Raw genomic sequence first — 24,253 nt, forward strand, 5'->3', positions numbered from 1 at the left:
CACTAGCTTTTTTATTATGCGTATTTCTTTTGATTGTGTTTTAATAGCCAGATTAACATGACAGTAACAATTAACATGATTACTGCTGCAACCCAGTAGGTGAAGTGCATTCCATAAACGAATAGGGAATCATTACCAAATGGGTAGGTGGTAATCTTTTTACCGTTCTTAAAGCTCATTGCACCGTATAGGATTGATGTCGAGATTGATAATCCCAGGGTGAAACCAATGTTTCGACTTAACGCTAAGATTGAACCGGCAATGCCTTGTTGATCCTTGGTTGCGTTTTCCATTACCATTGGGTTGTTTTGGAATAAACCGTTGGCAGTGGAGAAGACCACGAATCCTAATAGCATGACCATTAATGTCCAGTTAGGTTGCATGATGGCAAAAATGACTTCGGCAGCCACAAAAACAAGTGAAGCACGAAGTGACATAATGACAGCACCATACTTATCACATAGCACACCACCTAAGTAGGCGGTAAAGACGTTTACCACCGGTAGGACACTCATTAGTAGTCCGGTGTGTGATGGTGAGAACTTTAAGGTGTCTTGAATGTAGAAAGGAAGCAAGACGTTATTGAAGTAGATGATGATGTACATGAACATCAAAGCGATGATACTGATTGAAAAACCGGGGTTCTTAAATAGGCTCAATGCTAGAATTGGATCGTCAACACGACGTTCTACTACGATAAATGCGATTAGTAGAACTAGGCTAGCGATAAATGCCAAAATAACGCTGGTATTAGCGAAGCCAATTTGTTGACCAATAAATATACCAATAAAGAATAAACCGATTAAGACGGCCAAAATAATGAAACCTGGCCAATCGATATGAATTGCTTGGCGATCTTTGGTTGATTTCTTTTGATAGACGAATTCACCAAAGACGTAGGCAAAGATGCCGATTGGCACGTTGAATAGGAAAATCCAGTTCCAATTAGCGATGGAAAGAATAATTCCGGCAACGGCAGGCCCGGCGATGTAACCGAGTTGGCCGATGGTGGTGTTGATTCCTAATGCACGACCACGAAGGTTAAACGGTACCGATTCTGTGATAATTCCCAAATTAGTGGCCATGGTCATGGAAGCACCTAGCCCTTGTAGACAGCGGGCAATCAATAAGACGATTAAGTTTTCGGAAAGTCCACAGATTAGTGAACTGATGGTAAAGATTAAAGTTCCAAGTTGAAATATTTTCGCCTTGCTGATTTGATCCCCTAGTTTACCGAATAAAATAAGCGACATACAGATAAGAATTAAGTAGGCTGAAGATATCCATTCTGCTTGGTTCATTGGAATATGTAGGTCTTTAGATATCTGCGGTAAAGCGGTATTTACGATACTCATGTCAACGGTTCCTAGAAATGAAACTAATGCCACTGACAAGATGATGAAAAACTGTTTGCGATTCATATGTACACTTCCTTTAATTGATAATATTAATTGTATCAGATGAGCGACAAAAGAAAAATTATGGAGTATAGTATCGTAAATGATAAAAAGAAGGTGTCGCCATGGACATAGTCACAAACGATGAATATATCGGAGATAGCCGATTAGCTGAATGGTACTTCAAATCCAGGGATGGATATGAATTAGACAGCTTTTCATTAGGTTATTTTTTAAAAGACTTAGGTGATTTTGTTGTTGTGAAGACCATCGATTTGAATGGTGCGTTAGACACAGTGACAGCATTTTTAAAAAGTGACATTTTAGAAATAAGGTATGAAACGGCTTATACCGACATGCTGAATTCCTATATTGAACAGAATATGGAAAGTGATTTATACGATCCTTATCATTTAATGAACCAGTGGGATACATTTAACGCCAACACAATCCAACAGGTCTTATTGAACTGCTTTGAGGCCGAAAAGGTGATAAGCGTTTGCGTATTAGAGGGCGAATACGTCGAGCATGGCAAGATTGTCCTATTAACCGACAACGTCATGACGCTCAATGAATCCGAGTACCTCGCTGATTTAAACGAGCACGAGAACTGTAATACGACAATTAGAATTAATAAGACCACCGAGATTAACTTCTTGAGTAAGAACAATCATTTATACGAGCAGTATTTGTTAAAAAAACCAGAATCAAATAATAAATAAACAGAAATCGAGATGATTCAATGATTTACGGAATTCAATTAGATAGTGATAGTCGCTGCATTCACTACCATCAGCCTCACGACATTGCGGCCATGGAATGTGGTCAGTGTCACCAATACTTTGCGTGTTATCAATGCCATAATTTAGTGGTTGATCACGACTTTGTGCCAATTAGTACCAAGGATACTAAGCCGGTCATGTGCGGCCGTTGTAAACACAAACTAACCTTTCAACAATACCAAGATAAGGTATGCCCACATTGTTTCGCACAGTTTAATCCGAAGTGTGAACTGCATGAACATTTATACTTTAAAGACTAAAAAAGACTAGCATCAGCTAGTCTTTTTTTATTGCTTAATGGTATCGATGAAAGCGAGGTAATCAGCTTCTTCACCGGATTCTTTTAAGTTGTTTTGGATTGGTTGAGATAATAAGTCGACTTCGTCTGCTTCAATGTAACCAACGAATGTCGCGTTTCCCATTAGTTGAATCCAACGGTTGTCGGGTTCGGTGTGGACTCTAGTTTGGACCTTACCACCGGGATTGAAGACGTCGATTGGTTCGTTAACGTCGACTAATTCGGGGTAGTTCATCGCAAAAGCCATTGAAGTGGCGGACATTCCGGTTCCACAGGCGTTGGTGAAACCAACACCACGTTCGAAAGTTCTAACGAATATTTTGTTCTTACCTAAAATCTTGGCGAAGTTAACGTTGACGCCGTCTGGATAGTAGTCGTTTGGTTGGTTTAGATAAGTTCCTAGATTGAATAGGGGTTCTTCTAAATCGTTATCATCTTCGACAAAACTAATTAGGTGTGGATTAGGAACAGCCATTGAAGTGAACTTTAGATGGTCACTAAATACTGGAATTTCTTCGTTAATAATTTGGTCAAAATCTAAATTGGTATAGGGTAAATCTGCGGGTGCAAATTTAACTGGAGCGATTTGAACGCCGACCCATGAAACACCCTTTGCGATGTCGTCAAAGACGTGAACGTTTAAATCCGCTTGCATGGTTTGGACCTTAAAGTCAGTTTGGTTGAATTTTTCGGCTAAGTAACGGCCAACACAACGAAGACCGTTACCACACATTGAAGCAACGCTTCCGTCAGAGTTAAAGACCTTCATTTGACCGATGCATTCAGCATGGTCTGAGTGATCAACGACTAACAAACCATCTGAGTATGGTAAAACGTCGCTTTGTGCTAGCTTTTGGGCTAGGTGACTTAATTGAGTGTCATCTAGTGAATCTTTTAGTTCATCGACATCCAATAAGAAGAAATGGTTCTCTGAACCGTGTACATAATGTAACTTTGTCATAATATTAATCCTCCTTGAAGAATTGGTTGTAGATGCTTACAACAGCCTCATCTGTGTATTCTTGGTCGATTCCAATCATAATCGCAATCTTGGAAGCACCTTGGTTAATCATGTTAATTGGAATCTTCTTTTCGGCTAATGGCTTGATGATTTGGCTGATTGAACCAACTGATACGGCCATGTTTTCACCAACTACCATGATTAGTGCGTAGTTGTGAATCCATTCTAGTTTGTCAGGATGGATGGCTTCTGAAATTTCCTTACATAAGGCATGAATAGTGTCATCGGAAGCTTGGTTTCTATCGAAGATGATAGTCAAGTCATCGATCCCTGATGGCATGTGTTCATATGAAATCCCGTACTTCTTGAAAATGGAAAGGATGGTTAAGGTAGCACCAATTTGCTTGTTCAATAGGTATGAGTGAAGGTATAAAGCTGAGAAACGATCATCGGCTGAAATCCCGGTGATGACGTGTGAATGCTTTACTTCATCTTCAGGGACAATCAATGTTCCTTTGTCGTTTGGACGGTTAGTATTTTTAACGTTGATGGTCACGTGACCCTTGATGGCGGGAATGATTGCTTCGTCATTAAAGACTGAAAAACCTGCGTAGGCCAATTCACGCATTTCACGATAACTCATCTTAGTAATTGGGTATGGGTTATCCACTAGGTGGGGGTTAATCGCATAGATGGAACTAACGTCGGTGAAGTTTTCGTATACATCAATATGTAAACCAGTAGCGACAATTGAACCAGTGATGTCTGAACCACCACGAGCGAATGTAGCGATATTTCCTTCCTTGGAGTATCCAAAGAAACCAGGGAAAACTAATTTTTCATCGTCAGAATATTCGAAGTTTTCTAAATTGGTATAGGTCTCATCAAGTAGGTTAGCTGCGTTTGGATTAATGTCGTCTAAAACGATTCCAGCTTCCTTAGGATCGACGAAACGAGCCTTCATTCCACGACTGTTTAATACCGCTGCCATCAACTTAGCGTTCATTCTTTCACCATTGGCCTTGAATGCGGCCATTAGGTATTCGTCGTCTTTGTAATCGTTCTTTGCTAGGTTGGTGAATGTGTCCTTGATGCCGGCAAATTCACCTTCATCAACGTCGTAGGCGTTCGCAATTTCAGCGTAACGGCTAATGATTTCATCTAGGGTAGCTTGATAGTCTTCCTTGTTGATTACTTGGGTTGCGTATTGAATTAATAAATCTGTGATTTTGACATCATCATCAAAACGTTTTCCGGGAGCGGAAACGACAACGACTTTACGTTGCTCATCTTCTGAAATGATGTTTATAACCTTGGCGTATTGTTCGCTATTGGCTAGTGAACTTCCACCAAATTTTACTAACTTGGACATGTAAATCAACTCGCAATCTTAAATTATTGATTTGTATTTTAACATTAAAAAATAATTAGACAAGCTATCATTTTTGAAATTTTAACGAAATTTAAGTCGCTCATATGGTAATAAAAAACTTTAAAAATTTTATTTAAAAAACTCCTTGACGTAATCCAACTATTAGAATATTATTAAAAGTAATCGAAGAGGTCGCAAGCGAGATTAGTAGATAAAGTCAGTCACTGCAATGACTACGAGCTTTATTGAAAGGTGAACTTGCCGAAGTTAATGATTTTTTGCAGAGATCATTTTCTGGGACGTGTGTGAAGAATGCACGGACTGTCACAAGAAAATATGTCTTGTGGAGCGCTTTCGACAATTGAATCCTAAAATTAGAAATTGATTAATAAAAATTTTAAAGGTTCTTTTGGATAGTGTGCCCACTCATCCAAAAGAACCTTTTTTGTTTTCAATCTGTCGAGTTTAAAACGACCTAAAGATCATTCGATTAGAAAGGCTGTTTATTATGACAAATCAAATTACAGATAATGACATTAATGCAGATGGACATTTGCAAATAGATGGTTGCGATGCAGTTGAACTTGCTCACCAATTTGGAACTCCATTGATGGTGTACAACGTTTCAGCTATTCGCGATCAATTCCATCAGTTCAATAAGATTTTTGAACAAAACGATATTGATTACGAAATTTCATACGCCAGCAAGGCATTCGCCAATACAGCGATGTATCAATTGGTGAACCAAGAGGGCGGACATATCGATGTTGTTTCCGGAGGTGAAATCGCAGTTGCTTTGCATGCCGGTTTCCCAGCAGCAAAGATGAGTTTCCACGGTAACAACAAGTCTTTAGAAGAATTAAGACTAGCAATTCAAAATCACGTCGGTGTCATCATGGTTGATAACTTCCATGAAATCGAACTAATCAACCAAGTCGTTGAAGAGTTGGATGAAACCACCAACGTCATCATTAGAATTACTCCAGGAATTACAGCTCATACTCATGAATTTATCCAAACAGGTCAGGTCGATAGCAAGTTTGGTTTTGATCTTGCATCTGGCCAGGTTGAAGAAGGGTTTGAACTACTACATAAGAACCCACGAGTTCACGTATTAGGTTTTCACGCTCACATCGGTTCACAAATTTCATCACCAGATGGTTTCAACGCATTAGCTGTTAAGATGATGCAACTAGCTAACAAGTTCAACACAGAATACGACTTCACTACCGAAGTCTTGGACTTGGGTGGCGGATTTGGAATTCAATATGTTTCAACCGACGGATATCTAGCTCCTGAAAAGTTTGTTGAAAGTATCATCAACACCATTAAGGAACAAGCCAGTCAATATAACCTACAAATTCCAGCTATCTGGATTGAACCAGGTCGAAGCATTGTCGGTTCGGCCGGTCTAACCCTTTACACCGTTGGATCACAAAAGAGAGTCGACGGCATCAAGCCATACGTCGCAGTCGACGGAGGAATGGGCGATAACATCAGACCAATGTTATACGATGCAGAATACGAAGTTGTTTCAGCAAACAACCCACGCGCACAACCAGTTGAAGAGGTTCGCTTAGTTGGTAAGTACTGTGAATCAGGAGACGTCTTAATCAAGAACGCATCCGTGCCAAGTCTAAACGCCGGTGACATTGTCGCTGTCTTAGATACCGGAGCTTACGGATACTCAATGGCTTCCAACTACAACTTGAACCTAAAGCCAGCAATTGTCTTTGTTGAAAAGGGCAAGGCTCAATTAGTAACAAAGCGTCAATCATTTGAAAACTTATACGAACTAGATAATAACTTAGAATTAGGAGATTAATTATTATGGCAGAACTAAACGCACAAGAAATTATTAGCTACATTCAAAACGCAGAAAAGAAGACACCAGTTAAGGCATATATTAATGGAAGAATTGCACAAATTGATTTTCCACAATCAGTAAAGGTATTCGGAAATGATCAAAGTGCAACCGTCTTCGGAGACTGGAAAGACATCGAACCAATCTTGAAATCAGATTTAGTGACTGAATATGAATTGGAAAACGATGCTAGAAACTCAGCCGTACCATTATTAGACATTAAAAACGTTAACGCTCGTATCGAACCCGGTGCTACTATCAGAGACCAAGTTAAGATTGGTGACCGCGCCGTTATCATGATGGGTGCTGTTATTAACATCGGTTGTGAAATCGGTGAAGACACCATGATTGATATGGGAGTTGTCATGGGAGGACGTGCCATCGTTGGTAAGCACAGTCACATCGGTGCCGGTGCAGTCCTAGCAGGTGTAATCGAACCAGCTTCAGCTACTCCAGTTCGCATTGACGACAATGTATTGATCGGTGCTAACGCCGTTGTAATCGAAGGAGTTCACGTTGGTGAAGGTGCCGTTGTTGCAGCCGGATCAATTGTTTTACACGACGTTGAACCAAACACATTAGTTGCCGGAAACCCAGCACGAAAAATTAAAGATATTGACGATCAAACCAAGGGAAAGACTCAATTAGAAGACGCACTAAGAAAGTTGTGATGATATGACCTTAGATTTAATTGCGGTGAGACGCCACTTGCATCAGATTCCAGAATTGGCGATGCACGAAAGTCAAACCCATCAATACCTATTAGAATTAATCAACGAATTTGCTACAGATAATATGGAAGTTTTTACTCCAGAACAATTACCAACTGCGATTTTGGTAAAGGTTCACGGAAGCGATTCAAGTAAAACCATTGGTTACCGTTGTGATATGGATGCCCTACCGGTTAGTGAAAAGACTGGGTTAGAGTTTTCATCAAAGCACGATGATGTGATGCACGCCTGTGGACATGATATCCACATGACGGTTGCAATCGGATTGTTGGAACACTTTGCTCAACACCAACCAGTCGACGACTTGATTTTCTTCTTCCAACCAGCTGAAGAAAGCGAAAGTGGCGCCAAGGTAGCAGTCGACAGTAACCTATTTTCAGGTGATTGGCATGTCGATGAATTCTACGGATTACACGACACGCCAGAACTACCAGCCGGAACCATTGGATGCTGTTATCCAACCTTGTTTGCCGGAACCAGTGAAGTCGACATTACCTTAATCGGTAAGAGTGGGCACGCTGCTTATCCACACCAAGCAAACGACATGGTGGTGGCTTCAGCAATGCTAATCACCCAACTACAAACCATCGTTTCAAGAAACGTTGATCCAATCCAAGGAGCAGTACTAACCTTTGGCCAAATCAACGGTGGAACCATCAGAAACGTAATTGCCGGTAGGGTAGATATTAAAGGAACCATTCGTGGTTTGAACCAAGAAATGATTCAAACTGTTAAGACCAGAATTATTGAAATATGTAAGGGAATTGAAGTTGGGTTCAACTGCCAAGTTAAAGTTGATATCAACCAAGGTGGTTACTACCCAGTTAACAATAACCAAAAGTTGACCGACCGTTTTATGAACTTTATGCAAGCAAATCCAGATGTGGATTTCACAGTCACAATGCCAGCAATGACCGGAGAAGACTTCGGTTACATTCTTCATCACTTCGATGGAACCATGTTTTGGCTAGGTGTTGGTAACACATCAGCACTTCACACCGACACTTTCAATCCTGATGAAAGCTGCATTGAAAAGGGAATTAACGCAATTAGTTCATTTTTAGAATTCGAAATGAGAGAAGACGATTAAAATGACACAAAATATTGATATTATGACCGCCATCATCACACCGTTTGATGACAATGGCAACATTGATTACGCTGCATTAGAAAGAGTCACTCAACACTGTCTAGAAAATGGCAGTCGTGGATTTGTGATTGGTGGAACCACAGGTGAAACACCAACACTTACCACTGAAGAAAAGATTGAACTATACACTCGCTTCGGTGAAATGGTTGGCGATAGCGCATACGTAATCGCCGGAACCGGTAGTAACAACACAGAAGCGACCATCGAATTTAACCGCCAAGTGCAAACCATCGACGGTATCGATGCCTTGTTAGTAGTTGTTCCTTACTACAACAAGCCTGACCAACGTTCAATGATTGCCCACTTTACCTCAGTTGCTGATCAAGCAACACTACCAATTTATATCTACAACATTCCAGGTAGAACTGGCGTGACCATGGCTAACGACACAGTCGTTGAACTATCACACCACCAAAACATCATCGGTGTAAAGCAATGTACATCAATGGAAGACCTAGAATACTTGGTTGACCATACCGAAGATGGTTTCCACGTATACAGTGGTGAAGATGCTCAATCACTATTCGCCAAGGCTATCGGCGCAGATGGAATCATCTCTGTAGCTTCACACATCTATGGCGCTCAAATGCGTGAAATGTATGAAGCACTAGAAAACGGAGATTACCGTCATGCCGGTGAATTACAAAGATGGTTAACCCCACGTATGAATGCATTATTCATGTATCCATCACCATCACCAGTTAAGGCCGTGTTAAACGCACAAGGTTTTGCAGTTGGGGGATGTCGTCTACCAATCTTGCCATTGGATGACGAAGAACGTAGAAACTTAGCGCGTCATTTGGAACTACCAGAAGACGCATTACTACATGACTTAGGTTTGGAGATGAGAAACTAATGAATATTTTTCTAGCAGGAGCAACCGGATCAATGGGCCAAAAGGTGGTTCATTTACTAGCGGATAAACCAGGATACGACATCACAGGGATTCTAACCACTAAAACTGACGTGAACCCAAGTGACTACAACCTATCTGACGATGTTAAAGTCTTTAACAGTTTAGATGCAATCGAAGGTGACTATGACGTCTGGATTGATTTCACTCAACCCAACGTTGTCTTCGATAACGTCAAATACGCAATTGAACACCAAATCTCACCAATCGTTGGGACCAGTGGATTATCAGAAGACCAAAAACAAGAACTAATCAGTCTAGCTGACGGTGAAAACGTCAACGGTCTAATCGCCGCTAACTTCGGTTTATCAGCAGTCCTATTAATGCAATTTGCTCAACAAGCTGCTAAATACTTCTCAGATGTAGAAGTAATTGAGATGCACCACGAAGACAAGACTGACTCACCATCAGGAACTGCCATTCACACAGTCGACATGATGAGTGAAACCAAACAAGGTGACAACATCAACCAAGAAGATGAACCAGCTAGAGGGATGTACTACAAGGGTGTTCCCGTTCACGCTGTTCGACTACCTGGTTACGTGGCCCACGAACAAGTATTATTCGGTGGTCCCGGTGAAGCATTAACCATTCGACAAGATTCATTTGATCGTGAATCATTCATGCAAGGGGTATGGGTAGCACTAGAAAAGCTTCCAGAACTACACGGCTTAGTCGATGGTCTAGAAAATATTTTGTAGGAAGTGATTGTATGCCAAGAACCAATCCACAGCTTTTGAGAACTTATAACCACCGTTTAAACGGAATCGCACCATCTGGAATTCGTCATTTCGATGACACGATTTCAAAAAACGAAGACTTAATCAAGTTAACTTTAGGGGAACCTGATTTAGATACCCCTGAACATATCAAACAAGCTGCGATTCAAGGAATTAACGACAATGACTCACATTACTCAGCCCAAGCTGGGAAGGTCGAATTAAGACAAGCAATTACCAATTACTTATCTACCCGCTGGAACCTAGAATACGATGCTGAAGAAGTCGTGGTTACCAACGGTGCGACTCAATCAATTTATTCAGCGCTACAAGCAATCGTGAACCCAGGGGATGAAGTTATCATTCCAACCCCAATCTTTTCATTGTACGAACCAATCATTGAAATCTTGGGTGGTCACGTGGTTGATGTTGATACCAGTAACACTGGTTTTAAATTGACACCAGCATTGCTAGAAGATGCCCTAAAACAACATCCAGGTGTCGTTGCATTAGTAATTAACGACCCTAATAATCCAACCGGTGTATCTTACACCGCAGACGAAGTTAAACAGTTAGGACAAGTTATCGCAAAATCACCAATCTGGGTACTTTCAGATGAAATTTACGGTGAATTAACCTTTGATCACGACCATTACTCATTGGCACGCGAAATTCCAGACCAAGTGCTATACATCAATGGTTTATCAAAATCACATGCGATGACAGGATGGCGTTTTGGATACATATGTGGTCCAAGCGAAATTATGCAACGAGTTAAAATGATTAACGCCTACATGGTAACCTGTGTTGCCGACAACGTGCAAGACGCAGCGCTAGAAGCAATGACAAACGGTCAAGAAGACGCCTTTGAAGCTAAGGCGATTTATCAAAAACGTCGTGACTTAGTCTCAACTAGGTTAGACGAAATGGGTGTTGAATACGTGATGCCAACATCAACATTCTATTGTTTCATCAAAATCGATGATAGTTATGGTAAAGATGACTATCAATTTGGTTTAGACCTAGCCGAAAAGGTTGGCCTAGGGGTAATTCCCGGTCGCATGTTTGGCAAGAGTGGTGAAGGCTACATCAGAATTTCCTTCGCCGCTAGTGAAGAAAAACTAACAGCCGGTCTCGATCGACTAAATAAATTTATTCAATTATTAGGAAAATGAATTGACAAATCTGAAAAATAAAGTATATTAATAATAAAGTGTATGCATATAAAAGACAGATGTCTATTCAAAATAGATAAAAAGTGAGGTTTGTAAAAAATGAGAGAGTATAACGTAGCAATTTTAGGAGCAACAGGTGCAGTAGGTATGAGAATGGTCAGACAACTAGAGGACTCCACCGTCCCAGTTAAGAACTTGAAGTTACTTGCTTCAAGCCGTTCAGCTGGAACTAAGATTGAATTCAAGGGTGAAGAAATCGAAGTTGAAGAAACTACTCCAGATTCATTTGAAGGAGTCGACATTGTGCTAGCTTCAGCCGGTGGTAGTACTTCCAAGAAGTTCCTACCAGAAGCTGTAAAGCGCGGTGCTGTATGTATCGATAACACCAGTGCATACCGTATGGACCCAGATGTCCCACTAGTTGTTCCAGAAGTAAACGTTGATCAATTAGCTAACCATCGCGGAATTATTGCCAACCCTAACTGTTCAACCATTCAAATGGTGGTTGCCTTACAACCTGTCTTTGAAAAGTTTGGTTTAAGCCAAATCGTTGTATCCACTTACCAAGCCGCTTCAGGTGCTGGACAATCAGCATTAAATGAATTTTACGGCCAAGCTCAAGACTACCTAGATGGTAAGGAAATGAGCGCAGACATCTTACCTACCAAGGGTGATAAGAAGCACTATCCACTAGCATTTAACTTATTACCACAAATTGACGTCTTTGAAGAAGACGGTTCTACTCATGAAGAATGGAAGATGGTTCACGAAACTAAGAAGATTATGTTAAACGACATGGATGCTACTGGCATCAAGGTTAACGCTACCTGTGTTCGTGTACCGGTTGCCATTTCTCACGGTGAATCAGTATACTTCGAAGTAGAAGACAAGTCAGCTACTAAGGAAGATATTCAACGCGTTATCGATCAATTCGATGGTGCAGTCCTACAAGACGATCCAGATCATCAAGTATATCCACAACCAATTACCGCAGAAGGCAAGCGTTCAACTTTCGTTGGTCGCATTCGTGCAGACCAAGAAAATCCTGGATGCTTTAACATGTGGGTGGTAGCGGATAACTTGTTAAAGGGTGCCGCTTGGAACACTGTTCAAAACGCTGAAGAATTAGTAAAGCGTGATTTAGTTCGCGTCCCAGAAGACTACTACCGTGGTTAAAAAAGGGTAAATAAAAAGAGTCACATTCAATCGAATGTGACTCTTTTTTGTTGTTATTAATTATCTTTTTTAGTTAATTCTTCTCTGCAATTCTTGCAAAGACCAAAGACTTCAATATGAATCTTGTTGGTTTGGAAACCGGCTTGATCCATCGCTTCCTTGGCTAGTTCTTGTTTTAATTGCTTATAGTTAGGGAAGTCGATATCTTCGATTTCACCGCAATTATCACAAATAGCGTGGAAGTGAGGAGAACCAAAGAAATCATATCTAATTCCACCATCTTCAGCAGGTAGTGCAATGATAATATCTAACTTTTCAAATAATTGTAACGTGTTGTAAATGGTTGCAATACTTAGGTTAGAAAATTCTTGCTTCAAAGCTTCGTAGATAGTGTCTACGGAAGGGTGATTATCATGATTAATTAAATACTTTAGGATAATCTGTCTTTGAGGTGTAATTCTTACATTATTATCGCGTAAGGTTTCTAAGGCCTTTTCGTACATTTCGTTAGACAAACACTCTACCTCCTTTGATTATTACTTTATAACTATTCTATCCTAATAATAAGATTAAAAAGTAAATAAAGCAAATAAAATCAACTATAAAGCGTCAATTGCGGCCTTAATTTCATCATTTAATGGTGAAATGTTGAATTGAGAAGTCTTGTCAGGCCAGTATTGATGCTTGAATTGGACAATTCGTCTAATTAATTCTAATTCGGCATCAGTAGAAATGTTTAAAACATTCACGTAGACGATTGGAGCATCGCTTTGTAGGTTTGAGATACCAGCGACACCGACGAAATGTTTAGTTTCCTTATCCATGACACCCCATAGCAAGCCCTTTTGACTCATGATGTCGTTCATGATGGCATTGATAAAGTTGGAAGTGCTCATGATATCTGCTTTTTCATCTTGTTGCTTTTGAAAATCGATTACTGATTGAAGCTTAAATTCTGTTAACCAATCCATATAAAAGTGTTCAGTGATGATTGGTCTTAATCCTTCAAAACTACGCATAATAAGTCTCCTTAAATTTACTAGACTTTATTATAGTAGAGAAAAACTAAATTTCAAAGAAATCAGCCGAGAAAACTACTTGAAACACTTGTCGTAGATGTGTTGTTCTTGGGCTTCTGTCATGCAACAACAGCCACCGACAAACTTAAGATCTAAGTCGAACCATTGAGCAATTAGGTCGTCGAATTCTTCAAATGATAAATCGTCGTGATTCCATTCCTTAATTTCTGGATTGTAGGTCGCACCAGAGTTAGGAAAGGCGATGAAAGGTTTGTGCGCAGGGTGACTTTGTTTCAACACCTTTAGAGCAGGGGTCACTAGTTGTGGTTTGGTACAGTTCAAACCATAAGCAATCACGTGTTCTTGTGATTCCAAGAATGACGCCACATCGGTTAGTGAGCTACCATCTGCTAGATGTGATTCATCCCTCAATGACGCCGCCACAATCACCGGAATATCGAATTGCTTGGTGTATTCGGTGATTGACTTTAGTTCGTTGATGTTAGGGAATGTTTCCAAGATTAACACATCGATGCCAGCTTCTACCATGGCCTTGATACGACCCTCGTGAAAGGCGATGTATTCTTCATCGGTCAATGAGTAGTCACCAGTGTATTCTGAACCGTTGGCCAGAAAGGCACCGTAAGGGCCGACACCGCCCAATAACCACTTGGGGTTAGTATTAGTTGATTCATTGCGGCCGCGGTCGGCTAATTCGACGGCTTTTTTAATTAATGAGATGGCTTGATCTTCACTGTATCCGGCCTTGACCAAACCAGGCACACTGGCTTGGTATGTGTTAGTCGTAGTCATTGATGACCCGGCGTCAAAGTACTTTTTGTGAACGTCGACAATTAGGTCTTCGTGTGATTCTAAGGCAGCTGCGGTCCATAGGTCTGAGTTTAGTTTTAAGCCACGTTCTTCCAAACCGGTTGACATGGAGCTGTCGATTAAGATGTGGTCTTGTTGATTAATCCAATTAGTTACTTTATTCATGATGATCCTTCTTTCTATATACTAATGCGTGCCAGATGTAGCAGATGATGGCGAATGGCACTCCGATAATGATGGCGATACGTTGGTTAGGGTCAAACGCGATTCCGACCAATGAAAGCAAACAGATGATGATGACTAAAATTGGTAGGAGTGGGAATAGTGGTGCTTTGTATTTCAACTCGCTAGTGGAGTGACCAGCCTTAATAAATTGGCGTCTGAAGTTGAAGTGGGCCCAACCAATCACCAACCAGACGAAGACAACGGCAAACGCTGAAATCGCGGTTAATGCAAGATAAACAGTGTTTGGTGCGTAGATGCTTGAGAACAATGCTAATAGTCCACCGGCAATGGTTAGAATTAATCCATAGACCGGAATCCCGTTTTTGGATAATTTTGCCAATCCCTTTGGTAGGGTGTTCTTGTCGGCTAGTGACCAAAGCATTCTAGAAGCAGCGTAGACTCCCGAGTTAGCACCGGAAAAGATGGTGATAAAGAGGATTAGGTTCATGATGTCTGACGCGTATGGAATGTTGATATTGGATAAGATAGTTACAAATGGACTTTGTGCGAGTGATGAATCACTTTGTGGCAAGATGGAACCCAACGCCACGATGGTTCCGATGAACAAAATTACCAAGATGATTAGGGTGTGCTTGATTGATTGTGGCACTGTCTTTTCTGGATTTTGACTTTCACCGGCACCGACGGCAATCATTTCCGCCCCTGAGAAGGCGAAGTTGGCTGATAGCACGATTGAGATAACGGGGATTAAACCATTTGGAAAAATGCCATTAGCGGTTAGTTGTCCGAAGAATGGTTTGAAATGGGTGTGGTGAATTGGAACAATCTTAAAGATGATTAGAATCCCAAGGCCTAAAAATACGACTAACGCAAGTACCTTAATCAATGACATCCAGAATTCACTGGAAGAAAATAGGTTCATGTTGATAATGTTTAATAACAAAATGATAACGGTGAAGATTAGGCTAAAGCCCCAAACGGGGATGCTGGGGAAATATTGTTGACCAATCGTTGAAAGGGCGATGAATTCAGAACCCAGCGCAATTGTCCAGGTTAACCAATACATCCATGCGGTAATGAAACCAACACCGGGATTTATGTATTTACTTGCGTATGTATGAAATGCTCCCGTGTTTGGATCGTGAACGGATAATTCACCCAGACATGCCATTACCATACAGACCAGAATTGAACCAATCACGTAGGCGAAAATGGTCCCAATTGGACCTGCAGTTTGGATTGAGTATCCGGTACTCATGAAGATACCAGTTCCTATAACACCACCTAGTGACATGGTGATAAGATTTCTGGCTTTTAGATTTTTTGAAAACTGATGCGAACTCATAAATAAACCTCCTTAGAAATAAAAAAAGCACCCGCCCTTACAAAAAGGGCGAATGCTTCGCGGTACCACCTTAGTTTTATAGCTAAAATGATACATTAATATAATTAACTATCTTATCTAGAACCTGTTGATTCCTTCGTGTTGTAACATACACAAATGTCGAGAGCTAAACAATTCACCCTCGAAGGTTCAGAGACCATTTTCGATAACTTTGAAACGTTCATTTCCACCAACCATGAACTCTCTTGGCAATCATCCGTTATGTACTTTTCTCATCAAAACCTAATATATTATTATGTATTTTTAATTATAGATACATTATAAAATTTTTCAAGGGGAAATTTTTGAAATAACTGTTTAGCATTATTGGCAAAATATGCAATAATAGAGGGGAGATATTAAATTTTAAGCGAAAGTGAGATTTAATTATGACTGAAAAATTCTTAATTGGTACTTACACTAGAGATACAAGTGAAGGAATCTATGAAATCGAATTAGATGAAAACAAAAAGCAATTACAAAACCTACAATTGGTTGCCAAAGCCGGTAACCCAACCTATGTAGCTGTTTCAAAGGCCAACCGTTTATACGCCATCGATAAGGGCGAAAACGGTAAGGGTGGTGCATTAGCACTAGATAACTCAACTCGTCCTGCTAAGGAAATCAACGTTTGTTTAAACGAAGATACCAACCCAGCATACATCACTGTTGATGAAGGTCGTCAATTTGTCTACACCGCCAACTACCACACCGGTGAAGTAATGGTATACAAGATTGAAGAAGACGGATCACTAACTTACTTAAACAAGGTTGTTCATGAAGGAAACGTGGGTCCACGTCCAGAACAACAAAGTGGTGCTCATCCCCACTATGCTGACCTAACTCCAGATGGCCGTCTAGTGGTTGTCGACTTAGGTCAAGACATGGTTTACGTATACGACATCGCAGACGATGGTGCATTAACTGAAGTTTCTACATTGAAGATGGAAGCTGGTTTTGGTCCTCGTCACGTTGTCTTCGATGAACAAAAACATGTTGCATTCATCGTTGGTGAATTAAGCAGTAAGCTAGCCGTTGTGAACTACGATCAAAATGACGGTAGCTTCCACTTAGACCACATCGTCGCAACTATCCCTGATGACTGGACAGAACACAACGGTGCCGCTGCCATTCGTCTATCAATTGATGGTAAGTTTGTCTACGTTTCAAACCGTGGTAACAACAGTATTGCGGTCTTTGAAGTTAAAGACGATGGCAAGGTTGAACTAATTCAACTAGCAAGCACTGAAGGTGACTTTCCACGTGACTTTAACTTCAGTAGCGATGAAAAGTTCATGGTTGTTGTTAACCAAAACACTAACGACGCTACCTTATACGAACGTGATGCTAACAGCGGTAAGTTAACTGTTGTGCAAAAAGACGTTCATGTTCCAGAAGGTGTCTGTGTCGCACGCGAAAAATAATGAATTAATAAAAAGACTTACGGATTTTCCGTAAGTCTTTTTTAGTGTTGTTGCCAAAAATGATTCAATTTTTGTTTGGTTTGATTGATGTTAAATGCAGTCGATAGTTGACCCTGGTGCCAATTTCTTGGGAATAACTTTTGGTAACGATTTTGTTTGAATCGTTGATCCATTAAAATGACGTTTCCGACATCCTGGTTGGTTCGAATCAATCGACCGGACGCCTGAAAAACGTTGTTTAATCCCGGTAGTTGGTATGCAAAGTCAAAGCCATGACCGTTTTCGGCATCGAAGAAGTACTTGATGAGGTCGTTTTCTGGATTTAATCCAGGTAATCCAACTGAGACAATCCCGACCCCAATGAGGTGGCTACCCTTAAGGTCAATTCCTTCACAGAAAATGCCACCCAGTAGGGCAAAGCCGACCAACGTGTCATCGTCATCACGTTTAAACGTATCGATGAATGATTGACGTTCTTCGGGACTCATGTCACTTTCTTGCACGAGGACGTCGACGGTTGGATTTTGTTTTTCAAACGCTTCGACGACATCGTTTAGATACTTACCAGAGGGCAAGAAGATGAGGTAATGACCATGCTTGCTGTTAATCATCGCGTTGATAGTATCAACAATTGGTTGAATGCTGCTCTTTCGCTTGGCGTAGGTGGTTTGAATGTAGTTGGTAATAATCACCTGTTGGTTGTTTGGGTCAAACGGCGAATTGATTTCATAGACGAGGCTGTCATCTTCATCCCCCAAGACGCGTTGATAGTAGTCCATTGGTGAAAGGGTGGCCGAGAACAAGACAGCACTACCACCGAGTTTGAGTGACTCACCAATAAACGGACTGGGGTCCATACAGAATAGTTTGATGATGACGTTTTGATCACGGTCGTAAAACATTCTGGTCTTAAACGTGTCGTCGTATAGTTCGGCAATCCGTTGAAAACTAAGGAGAGTGAAGTAATAATCGACAATTGCATCGTTTAACTCTTCATCCTTTTCGTCCTTACCGAGCCAATCGGAGATGACGTCACAAAGTTTGTTGAGCTGTTTGACAAACGCACTTGGCGGATTATCCAAGTGGACGTATTCCTCGTCACTTTCGGTTAGCGGCTTGACGTTTAATGTGTATGAACGGCGGAATGATTTCAATGCTTTATGCAGTCTTTCGTTGTCCTCTTGGTCCTTGGTGGCCTTGATTAGGTCGGGTAACACCTTGTTGGAGATTGCCGCCGAGTACATGTCACGGGAACGGTTGACCAGGTTGTGAGCCTCGTCGATTAAAAAGATGTTGTCGGGATCTTCGACCGTGAAGAAACGTTGAAGGTGCACCTGTGGATCGAATATGTAGTTGTAGTCACAAATGATGACGTCACAGAATTGACTGAGGTCGAGTGAGAATTCAAACGGGTCAATCTTGTACTGTTCGGCGTATTGTTGGATGACGTCGAAGTCGATTTGATCGACGTGTTCCAAGACATCCTTGATGGCCGGTTTCAAACGGTCATAGTACCCAATCATGTATGGGTTATCTTCGGGTTTTAAATCCTTTTCGGCTTCAAAGGTAATCTTTTCCTTGGCGGTTAAAGTGATGGTCTTGGCCTTTAGTCCTTTATCCATCATCAAGTCCATTGCTTCCTTGGCGACGATACGCGTGCTTTGTTTAGCGGTTAGGTAAAAAATGCGATTAGACAATTCTTGGCCCATCGACTTAACGGCGGGAAAGAGCGTCGAAATCGTCTTCCCGGTTCCAGTCGGTGCTTGGGCAAACAAGTGCTTGTGATTGGCAATTGTCTTGTATACGACCGCGGAGAAATTGCGTTGACCATGTCGGAATTCTTTAAACGGAAAGGCCATTTGATTGGCGGTCTTGTTTCTTTCCTTAATGATATCGGTTCTTAACTTCAACCATTCTTCGTATTCACTGATAAGGTCGTCGAAGAATTTTTGGGCTTCGTCTCGACTGATGGCGATTTCGTTATCAGTGATGATTTCATCGGGTGTTTGAACGTAGGTAAGGGTTAGTTTGACCGCATCTAGATCGTCGAATTTTTGCATCAAGAAATAGGCGTAAACCTTCACTTGCCCCCAGTAGAGCGTCATGATGCTTTCCGGTAGGTCCTTAAATTCAACGTCGGACGTCTTAATCTCTACGATTTCGGCATCCTTACCGTCGATTAAGACACCGTCGGCACGGCCTTCGATGTGAAAGTCGATGTCGTTGATTTTTAGTTTCGTATCCAGATAGTATTCACTTTCAAAGTGCATGTACTTGCTCTTTTGGAGTTTGCGGTGAATTTGGGCGCCTTTTCGCGCGGTATTGGAGCTATTCAAACGGGCGTTTAAGTCACCACTTCTCAGTGTGAATTCGACTAAGTCTCTGATTCCGATTCGATTCAAGATGGTTCCTCCTTTCGTTTAGCATTGATATGTAATTTGTAACAGAATTGTAACTTATGAAAAAATTTTTGATGTGCTAGGCTAAATAATAGAGATAAAAGAAAGGGGTATATTATGCCTAGAGGATTTAAAGAAGAATTAATGTTTACAGGGATGATGGCCGGACTTATGGTTATCGTTATGGAAGCATATAACATCGCGATGGCCAGCGGAATTCACGCCGGTTTTATCGTCGAAGTATTAGTGGGCTACCCACTAGCATTAGTAGTTGCCGCCATCTTAGATTTAGTGTTGGTTGGCCCACTCGTTAAAGCTATCTTTTTCAATTATATATTCAAACCAGAATGGAAACAAACACCAATTAAGATTGCGCTATGCATTTCAACCATGATGGTACTTGGCATGGTGACCTTAATGTCACTATTTGGTATCATCGTTACCTTTGGTTTTGAAAACATCACATGGGCAATGTATGGTCGCGCATGGATCTTAAACCTATGCCTAGCATTACCACTACAATTAGTGATTGTTGGCCCAATCTGTCGCTTACTATTAGGTAAGATTCAAGCCGCAATTGATGAAAAATAATCATGAAAAGCTACCGGTTATACGGTGGCTTTTTTTATTTCCTTGATTAAATCTAAATTTAGATAAATAATTACTGAAAAATATTCAAAATACCGTTATTATATAGGTAGAATAAGAATTCGAGGAGATATAACATGATTAAAATTGTGACGGATTCAACAGCACTAATTCCAGAAGAAACTGTTAATAAATACGACATTAAAGTAATTCCATTGAACGTCAACATTGGTACTCAAGCTTACCAAGATGGCATTGATATGGATGGTCAAAAACTAATTCAATACATCAAAGATAATCCAAAGGGTGACTTTCCTACTACCAGTCAACCTTCAATCGGTCAATTCGTTGAAGTATACAACGAACTAACCAAGAACGGCGACACCGTTTTGTCACTACACATGACCGATTTATTAAGTGGAACTGTTCACGCAGCTAGTCAAGCTAGTGAAATCGCTGACGGAGACGTTAAAGTGGTTAACACTCACTACATCGACCAAAGTTTAGGTTTCCTAGTGGTTGAATCAGCTAAGATGGCTCAATCAGGTGATTACACTCGTGATCAAATCATCGATCACGTGAACCACGATATTGAAAACTCCGAACTATACATCGGTGTAAGTACATTGGAAAACCTAGTAAAGGGTGGTCGTATCAGCAAGGCCACTGGTATCATCTCAAAGATGATGAACCTACACGTTGTCTTCCAACTACTACCAGATGACCTAAAGCTACAACTAAAGGGTCGCGGTAAGAAGACCATCACCAAGTGGTTGGACCAATTCTTTGAAACTAACGCCAACACCAACTACAAGTTCATCGGTATCAGTTACACTGGTAGTGACGAATTTGCGATGGCATTAAAAAAACGTCTGGAAGAACAATTCCCAAACGTTAACGTATTAGTTCAATATACTTCATCAATTGTTTCAGTTCATACCGGTGAAAATGCATTTGCCATCATGACTTGTAAACAAGATGACTAAAGATAACTGAAAAGATAATTCCTAAAATGGCACCAATGATAGGTCCTAAGAAAGGGACCACCGCGTATCTCCATTGTGATAGGCGTTTGTCGTAAGTTCTAGAAAAGAAGAAACGAGGAACCAAATCACGAGTTGGATTAAATGCGGCCCCAGTGATTGGAGCAACGATACTTATGATAATCATCATTAGTAATGATGAGAATAAGGTCTTGATCCACCATTGGGCATTGATGTCATTTTGCATTTCTGTATTAACGATAATCAAGAAGGTCCCGATGATTTCCCACTTGAAGTTACGTTTCCAATTGTTGACGTCACGAGGGACGGTCGCATAGAAGTTCAAGTTCAGGGGAAGACTAGCCAGCCATTTTGACCAAACGGCCTTAACGGTTAGTGATGCTAGCCAAGCACCGAGGATTTGGGTGATTACTTCACCAATCATTAGCCACCAGTGAATTTGGTGGTTAACGGCTAGGGTGAGTGAGACGACCGGATTGTATTCGGCGGTTCCAAAGAAGAAAGTCGTTAAAAGGGATGGAAGCAGGATACTCATGCCCCAGTAAAAGCCGGTAATAAAACGGTTTTGTCCTTTGGGGAATAAGAAGTAGTTAATGATAACACTGGTTACTAATCCCAAGGATAACATTATGTAGGTTCCGATAAATTCACCTAATAGTAGTTTCATTTCCATCCCTCCTTTAGCTGTCTACAACTGATAGATTATCACTTATTGAAATAAAATTAAAACCATATCAGATAAAAAGTGAAATCATTTTTTGGTTTCACTTTTTGTTTGTGTTTAGTAGGTTAATGATGTTGATAACGTCTTGTTTGTTCACGAGACGGTGTTCTAAGGTGTTATAAAACATGGGTTGGTGCTGTTCGATGATTTTGCGATCGGACTCGTTTCCTGATAGATAGGCGACGTCACAAGCATCCTCAATGTTGTCGATTTTTGGAAAACCAGCCGCACTCATGACACTACCTAAGACAGTATCGGCATCTTCGTAGTTTAAATCATCCAAGTATTTATCGTAATTCATCAATCCACCACCTATTCTTTAATAGAAGATTATTATACAAATAGGTGGAACAAGTTGCTAGCAAATAGCTTTTACTAGTCGAAAATATAATAATACGGTAATATATTATATTAGTTAAAACAGTATGGTATTCCTCGGCGGGAACAATCGATAGGCATATCGACAGGTGGGCTCGCGTTAGATAGGCGCGAAGGAAATACTATACGAAGGAGACTTGTTATGCAAAGTCGAAATAAATGGTTTGCATTGGTCGCAGTCTGTCTAGGTTTCTTTATGGGTTTATTGGACGTGACCGTTGTAAACGTTGCTCTACCAACCATTCAGACTAGCTTTAACAGTAGTTTTAGTCAGTTACAATGGGTCATTAATGCTTATACATTAATGTTTGCGGCCGTGTTGTTCCTAATTTCTAAGTTAGGGGACTTAATAGGGAGAAAACGCATTTTTATCATTAGTTTGGTACTATTCTCTGCTTTCTCACTAGCATGTAGTGTCGCACCAAGTATTACTTGGTTAATCATCTTCCGTGGTATTCAAGGAATCGGTGGTGCCGGAATGCTTAGCCTTTCTATGAGTATCATTGCTGACATCTTTGAAGGCCCATCAAGAGGACTAGCTCTTGGAATCTGGGGAAGTGTCGCTGGACTATCCACCGCACTTGGCCCATTGTTCGGGGGAATTCTACTTAGCTTCTTTAGTTGGGAATCCATCTTTTGGATGAATATCCCAATCGGATTGATCGCACTATTCATGAGTTTTAGATACATTCCAACTTCCAAGACATTCAATAGTGGCAAAATTGATTTTATTGGAATGCTATTATCATTTGCCTTTATGTTCTGCATTATTTTAGGTTTAATTCAAAAAGAAACCCACTATGGATACTCTTGGTTCGATATGCACGTATTTGCCTTATTGGCTGCTGGTGTTATTCTAATCGCAATTTTTGCCGTTTGGGAAAAGCACTTTTCAAGTCCAATGTTAGATCTTAGTTTGCTTAAAAACAGACAGGTAGTTGGAAGTGCCATCTCCAACCTAACATTAGGAATTGCCATCTATGCAGCATTTAGCTACATCATCGTGCTATCACAAAACTACATGGGCTATTCAGCACTACAAAGTGGGGCGCAACTAATGTTAATTAGCGCGTTTTCACTTGTGATTGGGCCCATCTCTGGTAAGATTGCCACTAAGATTAATCCGGGACTAATCATCAGTTTCGTATTAATTCTAGCCGGTGTCGGAATGTTCGTCCTACCAGTCTTCTTGGGTAACCAAAACCACTGGTACGGTTTGATACCTACATTCGTAACCTTAGGTTTGGCCAATGCATTTGTTAATCCACTATCATCTAACATTGCCGTTAGTTCCGTAGAACCAAAGGAAATTGGGATGACATCTGGATTACTAAATGTTGGTAAACAATTCGGGACCAGTCTGGGACTAGTTGTATTAGGATTATCATTGACCGATAGCTACAACGATCACTTAGTTACTTCTAAGATGGGTGATTCATTGATGCACGTGTTCCAAAATGCTGGACCATTTGCGGGGAGTGAAATCGCTGAAAAGATGCACAACTCATCGTTGTTATCTATCGTGCACAATGCATTTTATCGAGGTATTGATAGCGTGGCGGTTACAGATGGTTTCATCTTTATCGTTGCCGGAATTCTTTGCTACATCTTGTTATGTATGAGAAGCAAAAAGAGTAAATAAAAAAGTCGCTGACCTGAACCCCTAAAATTGGAAGATGGTTATGCTATTTTCTGGGAGGAATTGATCCGGTATTCAACCGGTGACATTCCTCCCAGTTTTTGTTTTATACGATAATTGTTGTAATAAGATATATATT

At 40.7% G+C, this 24,253-nt stretch carries 23 protein-coding genes, 1 riboswitch and 1 other annotated feature; of the genes, 12 read left to right on the forward strand and 11 right to left on the reverse strand.

What is annotated here, in order from left to right; translation table 11 throughout:
- Positions 1 to 14 precede the first annotated feature (14 nt).
- Positions 15 to 1,421, reverse strand: coding sequence for an MFS transporter (locus tag ACOMA7_RS03615; protein ID WP_421392032.1), 1,407 nt, complete (start codon positions 1,419 to 1,421; stop codon positions 15 to 17).
- Between the two features lie 101 nt (positions 1,422 to 1,522).
- Here ACOMA7_RS03615 and ACOMA7_RS03620 point away from each other — a divergent pair, with 101 nt between their 5' ends.
- Complete coding sequence (locus ACOMA7_RS03620) at positions 1,523 to 2,119, forward strand: hypothetical protein (RefSeq protein WP_054608396.1); 597 nt, start codon at positions 1,523 to 1,525, stop codon at positions 2,117 to 2,119.
- 347 nt (positions 2,120 to 2,466) lie between these two features.
- Here ACOMA7_RS03620 and dapF read toward each other — a convergent pair whose 3' ends face one another.
- Both dapF and ACOMA7_RS03635 read right to left on the reverse strand, forming a co-directional pair.
- Positions 2,467 to 3,438, reverse strand: coding sequence for a diaminopimelate epimerase (gene dapF, locus ACOMA7_RS03630; RefSeq protein ID WP_054608395.1), 972 nt, complete (start codon positions 3,436 to 3,438; stop codon positions 2,467 to 2,469).
- Positions 3,439 to 3,442: 4 nt separating this feature from the next.
- Entirely contained in the window at positions 3,443 to 4,810 is a 1,368-nt protein-coding gene (locus ACOMA7_RS03635) for an aspartate kinase (RefSeq protein ID WP_421392037.1), read from the reverse strand.
- 178 nt (positions 4,811 to 4,988) lie between these two features.
- A riboswitch (Lysine riboswitch) is annotated at positions 4,989 to 5,173 on the forward strand.
- A 145-nt stretch (positions 5,174 to 5,318) separates the two neighbouring features.
- On the opposite strand from ACOMA7_RS03635, the gene lysA reads away from it, so the two are divergent.
- The 7 genes from lysA (at position 5,319) to ACOMA7_RS03670 (ending at position 12,538) form a co-directional block, all read left to right on the forward strand.
- Positions 5,319 to 6,635 carry a diaminopimelate decarboxylase gene (gene lysA, locus ACOMA7_RS03640; protein WP_421392039.1) on the forward strand — a complete coding sequence of 439 codons (1,317 nt, stop codon included), beginning with the start codon at positions 5,319 to 5,321 and terminating at the stop codon, positions 6,633 to 6,635.
- Between the two features lie 5 nt (positions 6,636 to 6,640).
- Positions 6,641 to 7,345, forward strand: coding sequence for a 2,3,4,5-tetrahydropyridine-2,6-dicarboxylate N-acetyltransferase (gene dapD, locus ACOMA7_RS03645; protein ID WP_034532610.1), 705 nt, complete (start codon positions 6,641 to 6,643; stop codon positions 7,343 to 7,345).
- A 4-nt stretch (positions 7,346 to 7,349) separates the two neighbouring features.
- Positions 7,350 to 8,495, forward strand: coding sequence for an N-acetyldiaminopimelate deacetylase (locus tag ACOMA7_RS03650; protein ID WP_421392042.1), 1,146 nt, complete (start codon positions 7,350 to 7,352; stop codon positions 8,493 to 8,495).
- Between the two features lies 1 nt (position 8,496).
- Entirely contained in the window at positions 8,497 to 9,411 is a 915-nt protein-coding gene (gene dapA, locus ACOMA7_RS03655; protein WP_414827027.1) for a 4-hydroxy-tetrahydrodipicolinate synthase, read from the forward strand.
- The gene (gene dapB, locus ACOMA7_RS03660; protein ID WP_301945379.1) at positions 9,411 to 10,169 is read left to right on the forward strand and encodes a 4-hydroxy-tetrahydrodipicolinate reductase; all 759 of its coding nucleotides are present in this window, start codon (positions 9,411 to 9,413) and stop codon (positions 10,167 to 10,169) included. Before dapA ends, dapB begins: the two co-directional genes overlap by 1 nt.
- Before the next feature lie 11 nt (positions 10,170 to 10,180).
- A complete protein-coding gene (locus tag ACOMA7_RS03665) occupies positions 10,181 to 11,362 on the forward strand; it encodes an aminotransferase class I/II-fold pyridoxal phosphate-dependent enzyme (protein ID WP_421392047.1) in 1,182 nt (393 codons plus the stop codon).
- A gap of 99 nt (positions 11,363 to 11,461) precedes the next feature.
- On the forward strand, positions 11,462 to 12,538 hold the full coding sequence (locus ACOMA7_RS03670) for an aspartate-semialdehyde dehydrogenase (protein WP_054605781.1): 1,077 nt from the start codon (positions 11,462 to 11,464) through the stop codon (positions 12,536 to 12,538).
- Positions 12,539 to 12,594: 56 nt separating this feature from the next.
- On the opposite strand, the gene ACOMA7_RS03675 is transcribed toward ACOMA7_RS03670, so the two are convergent.
- The 4 genes from ACOMA7_RS03675 to ACOMA7_RS03690 form a co-directional block, all read right to left on the reverse strand.
- Positions 12,595 to 13,053: a Fur family transcriptional regulator gene (locus ACOMA7_RS03675; protein WP_301945381.1), complete on the reverse strand. Its 459-nt coding sequence runs from the start codon at positions 13,051 to 13,053 to the stop codon at positions 12,595 to 12,597.
- Positions 13,054 to 13,137: 84 nt separating this feature from the next.
- On the reverse strand, positions 13,138 to 13,557 hold the full coding sequence (locus tag ACOMA7_RS03680; protein WP_421392051.1) for a hypothetical protein: 420 nt from the start codon (positions 13,555 to 13,557) through the stop codon (positions 13,138 to 13,140).
- Between the two features lie 75 nt (positions 13,558 to 13,632).
- Entirely contained in the window at positions 13,633 to 14,553 is a 921-nt protein-coding gene (gene mmuM, locus ACOMA7_RS03685) for a homocysteine S-methyltransferase (protein ID WP_421392054.1), read from the reverse strand.
- Positions 14,546 to 15,919 carry an amino acid permease gene (locus ACOMA7_RS03690; RefSeq protein ID WP_421392057.1) on the reverse strand — a complete coding sequence of 458 codons (1,374 nt, stop codon included), beginning with the start codon at positions 15,917 to 15,919 and terminating at the stop codon, positions 14,546 to 14,548. Before ACOMA7_RS03690 ends, mmuM begins: the two co-directional genes overlap by 8 nt.
- 41 nt (positions 15,920 to 15,960) lie before the next feature.
- Positions 15,961 to 16,207, reverse strand: a binding site (T-box leader).
- 140 nt (positions 16,208 to 16,347) lie between these two features.
- On the opposite strand from ACOMA7_RS03690, the gene ACOMA7_RS03695 reads away from it, so the two are divergent.
- The gene (locus tag ACOMA7_RS03695) at positions 16,348 to 17,382 is read left to right on the forward strand and encodes a lactonase family protein (protein ID WP_421392059.1); all 1,035 of its coding nucleotides are present in this window, start codon (positions 16,348 to 16,350) and stop codon (positions 17,380 to 17,382) included.
- Positions 17,383 to 17,423: 41 nt separating this feature from the next.
- Here ACOMA7_RS03695 and ACOMA7_RS03700 read toward each other — a convergent pair whose 3' ends face one another.
- On the reverse strand, positions 17,424 to 19,787 hold the full coding sequence (locus tag ACOMA7_RS03700) for an ATP-dependent DNA helicase (protein WP_421392085.1): 2,364 nt from the start codon (positions 19,785 to 19,787) through the stop codon (positions 17,424 to 17,426).
- A 111-nt stretch (positions 19,788 to 19,898) separates the two neighbouring features.
- Between ACOMA7_RS03700 and ACOMA7_RS03705 the strand changes: the two genes are divergently transcribed.
- Positions 19,899 to 20,372, forward strand: a complete 474-nt coding sequence (locus ACOMA7_RS03705; RefSeq protein ID WP_421392062.1) for a DUF2798 domain-containing protein — start codon at positions 19,899 to 19,901, stop codon at positions 20,370 to 20,372.
- 134 nt (positions 20,373 to 20,506) lie between these two features.
- The gene (locus ACOMA7_RS03710; RefSeq protein WP_421392065.1) at positions 20,507 to 21,355 is read left to right on the forward strand and encodes a DegV family protein; all 849 of its coding nucleotides are present in this window, start codon (positions 20,507 to 20,509) and stop codon (positions 21,353 to 21,355) included.
- Here the strand turns inward: ACOMA7_RS03710 and ACOMA7_RS03715 are convergent.
- Together ACOMA7_RS03715 and ACOMA7_RS03720 are read right to left on the reverse strand one after the other, a co-directional pair.
- Entirely contained in the window at positions 21,330 to 22,040 is a 711-nt protein-coding gene (locus tag ACOMA7_RS03715) for an MIP/aquaporin family protein (protein ID WP_421392066.1), read from the reverse strand. The two genes, ACOMA7_RS03710 and ACOMA7_RS03715, sit on opposite strands and share 26 nt — an antisense overlap.
- A 97-nt stretch (positions 22,041 to 22,137) precedes the next feature.
- On the reverse strand, positions 22,138 to 22,398 hold the full coding sequence (locus tag ACOMA7_RS03720) for a hypothetical protein (protein ID WP_421392069.1): 261 nt from the start codon (positions 22,396 to 22,398) through the stop codon (positions 22,138 to 22,140).
- Between the two features lie 219 nt (positions 22,399 to 22,617).
- Between ACOMA7_RS03720 and ACOMA7_RS03725 the strand changes: the two genes are divergently transcribed.
- Positions 22,618 to 24,117: an MFS transporter gene (locus ACOMA7_RS03725; RefSeq protein WP_421392072.1), complete on the forward strand. Its 1,500-nt coding sequence runs from the start codon at positions 22,618 to 22,620 to the stop codon at positions 24,115 to 24,117.
- Positions 24,118 to 24,155: 38 nt separating this feature from the next.
- Here ACOMA7_RS03725 and ACOMA7_RS03730 read toward each other — a convergent pair whose 3' ends face one another.
- Complete coding sequence (locus tag ACOMA7_RS03730) at positions 24,156 to 24,248, reverse strand: IS3 family transposase (protein ID WP_080719905.1); 93 nt, start codon at positions 24,246 to 24,248, stop codon at positions 24,156 to 24,158.
- Positions 24,249 to 24,253: the final 5 nt, after the last annotated feature.

This window comes from Apilactobacillus intestinapis (assembly GCF_049166695.1).
GTDB lineage: Bacteria > Bacillota > Bacilli > Lactobacillales > Lactobacillaceae > Apilactobacillus > Apilactobacillus kunkeei_C.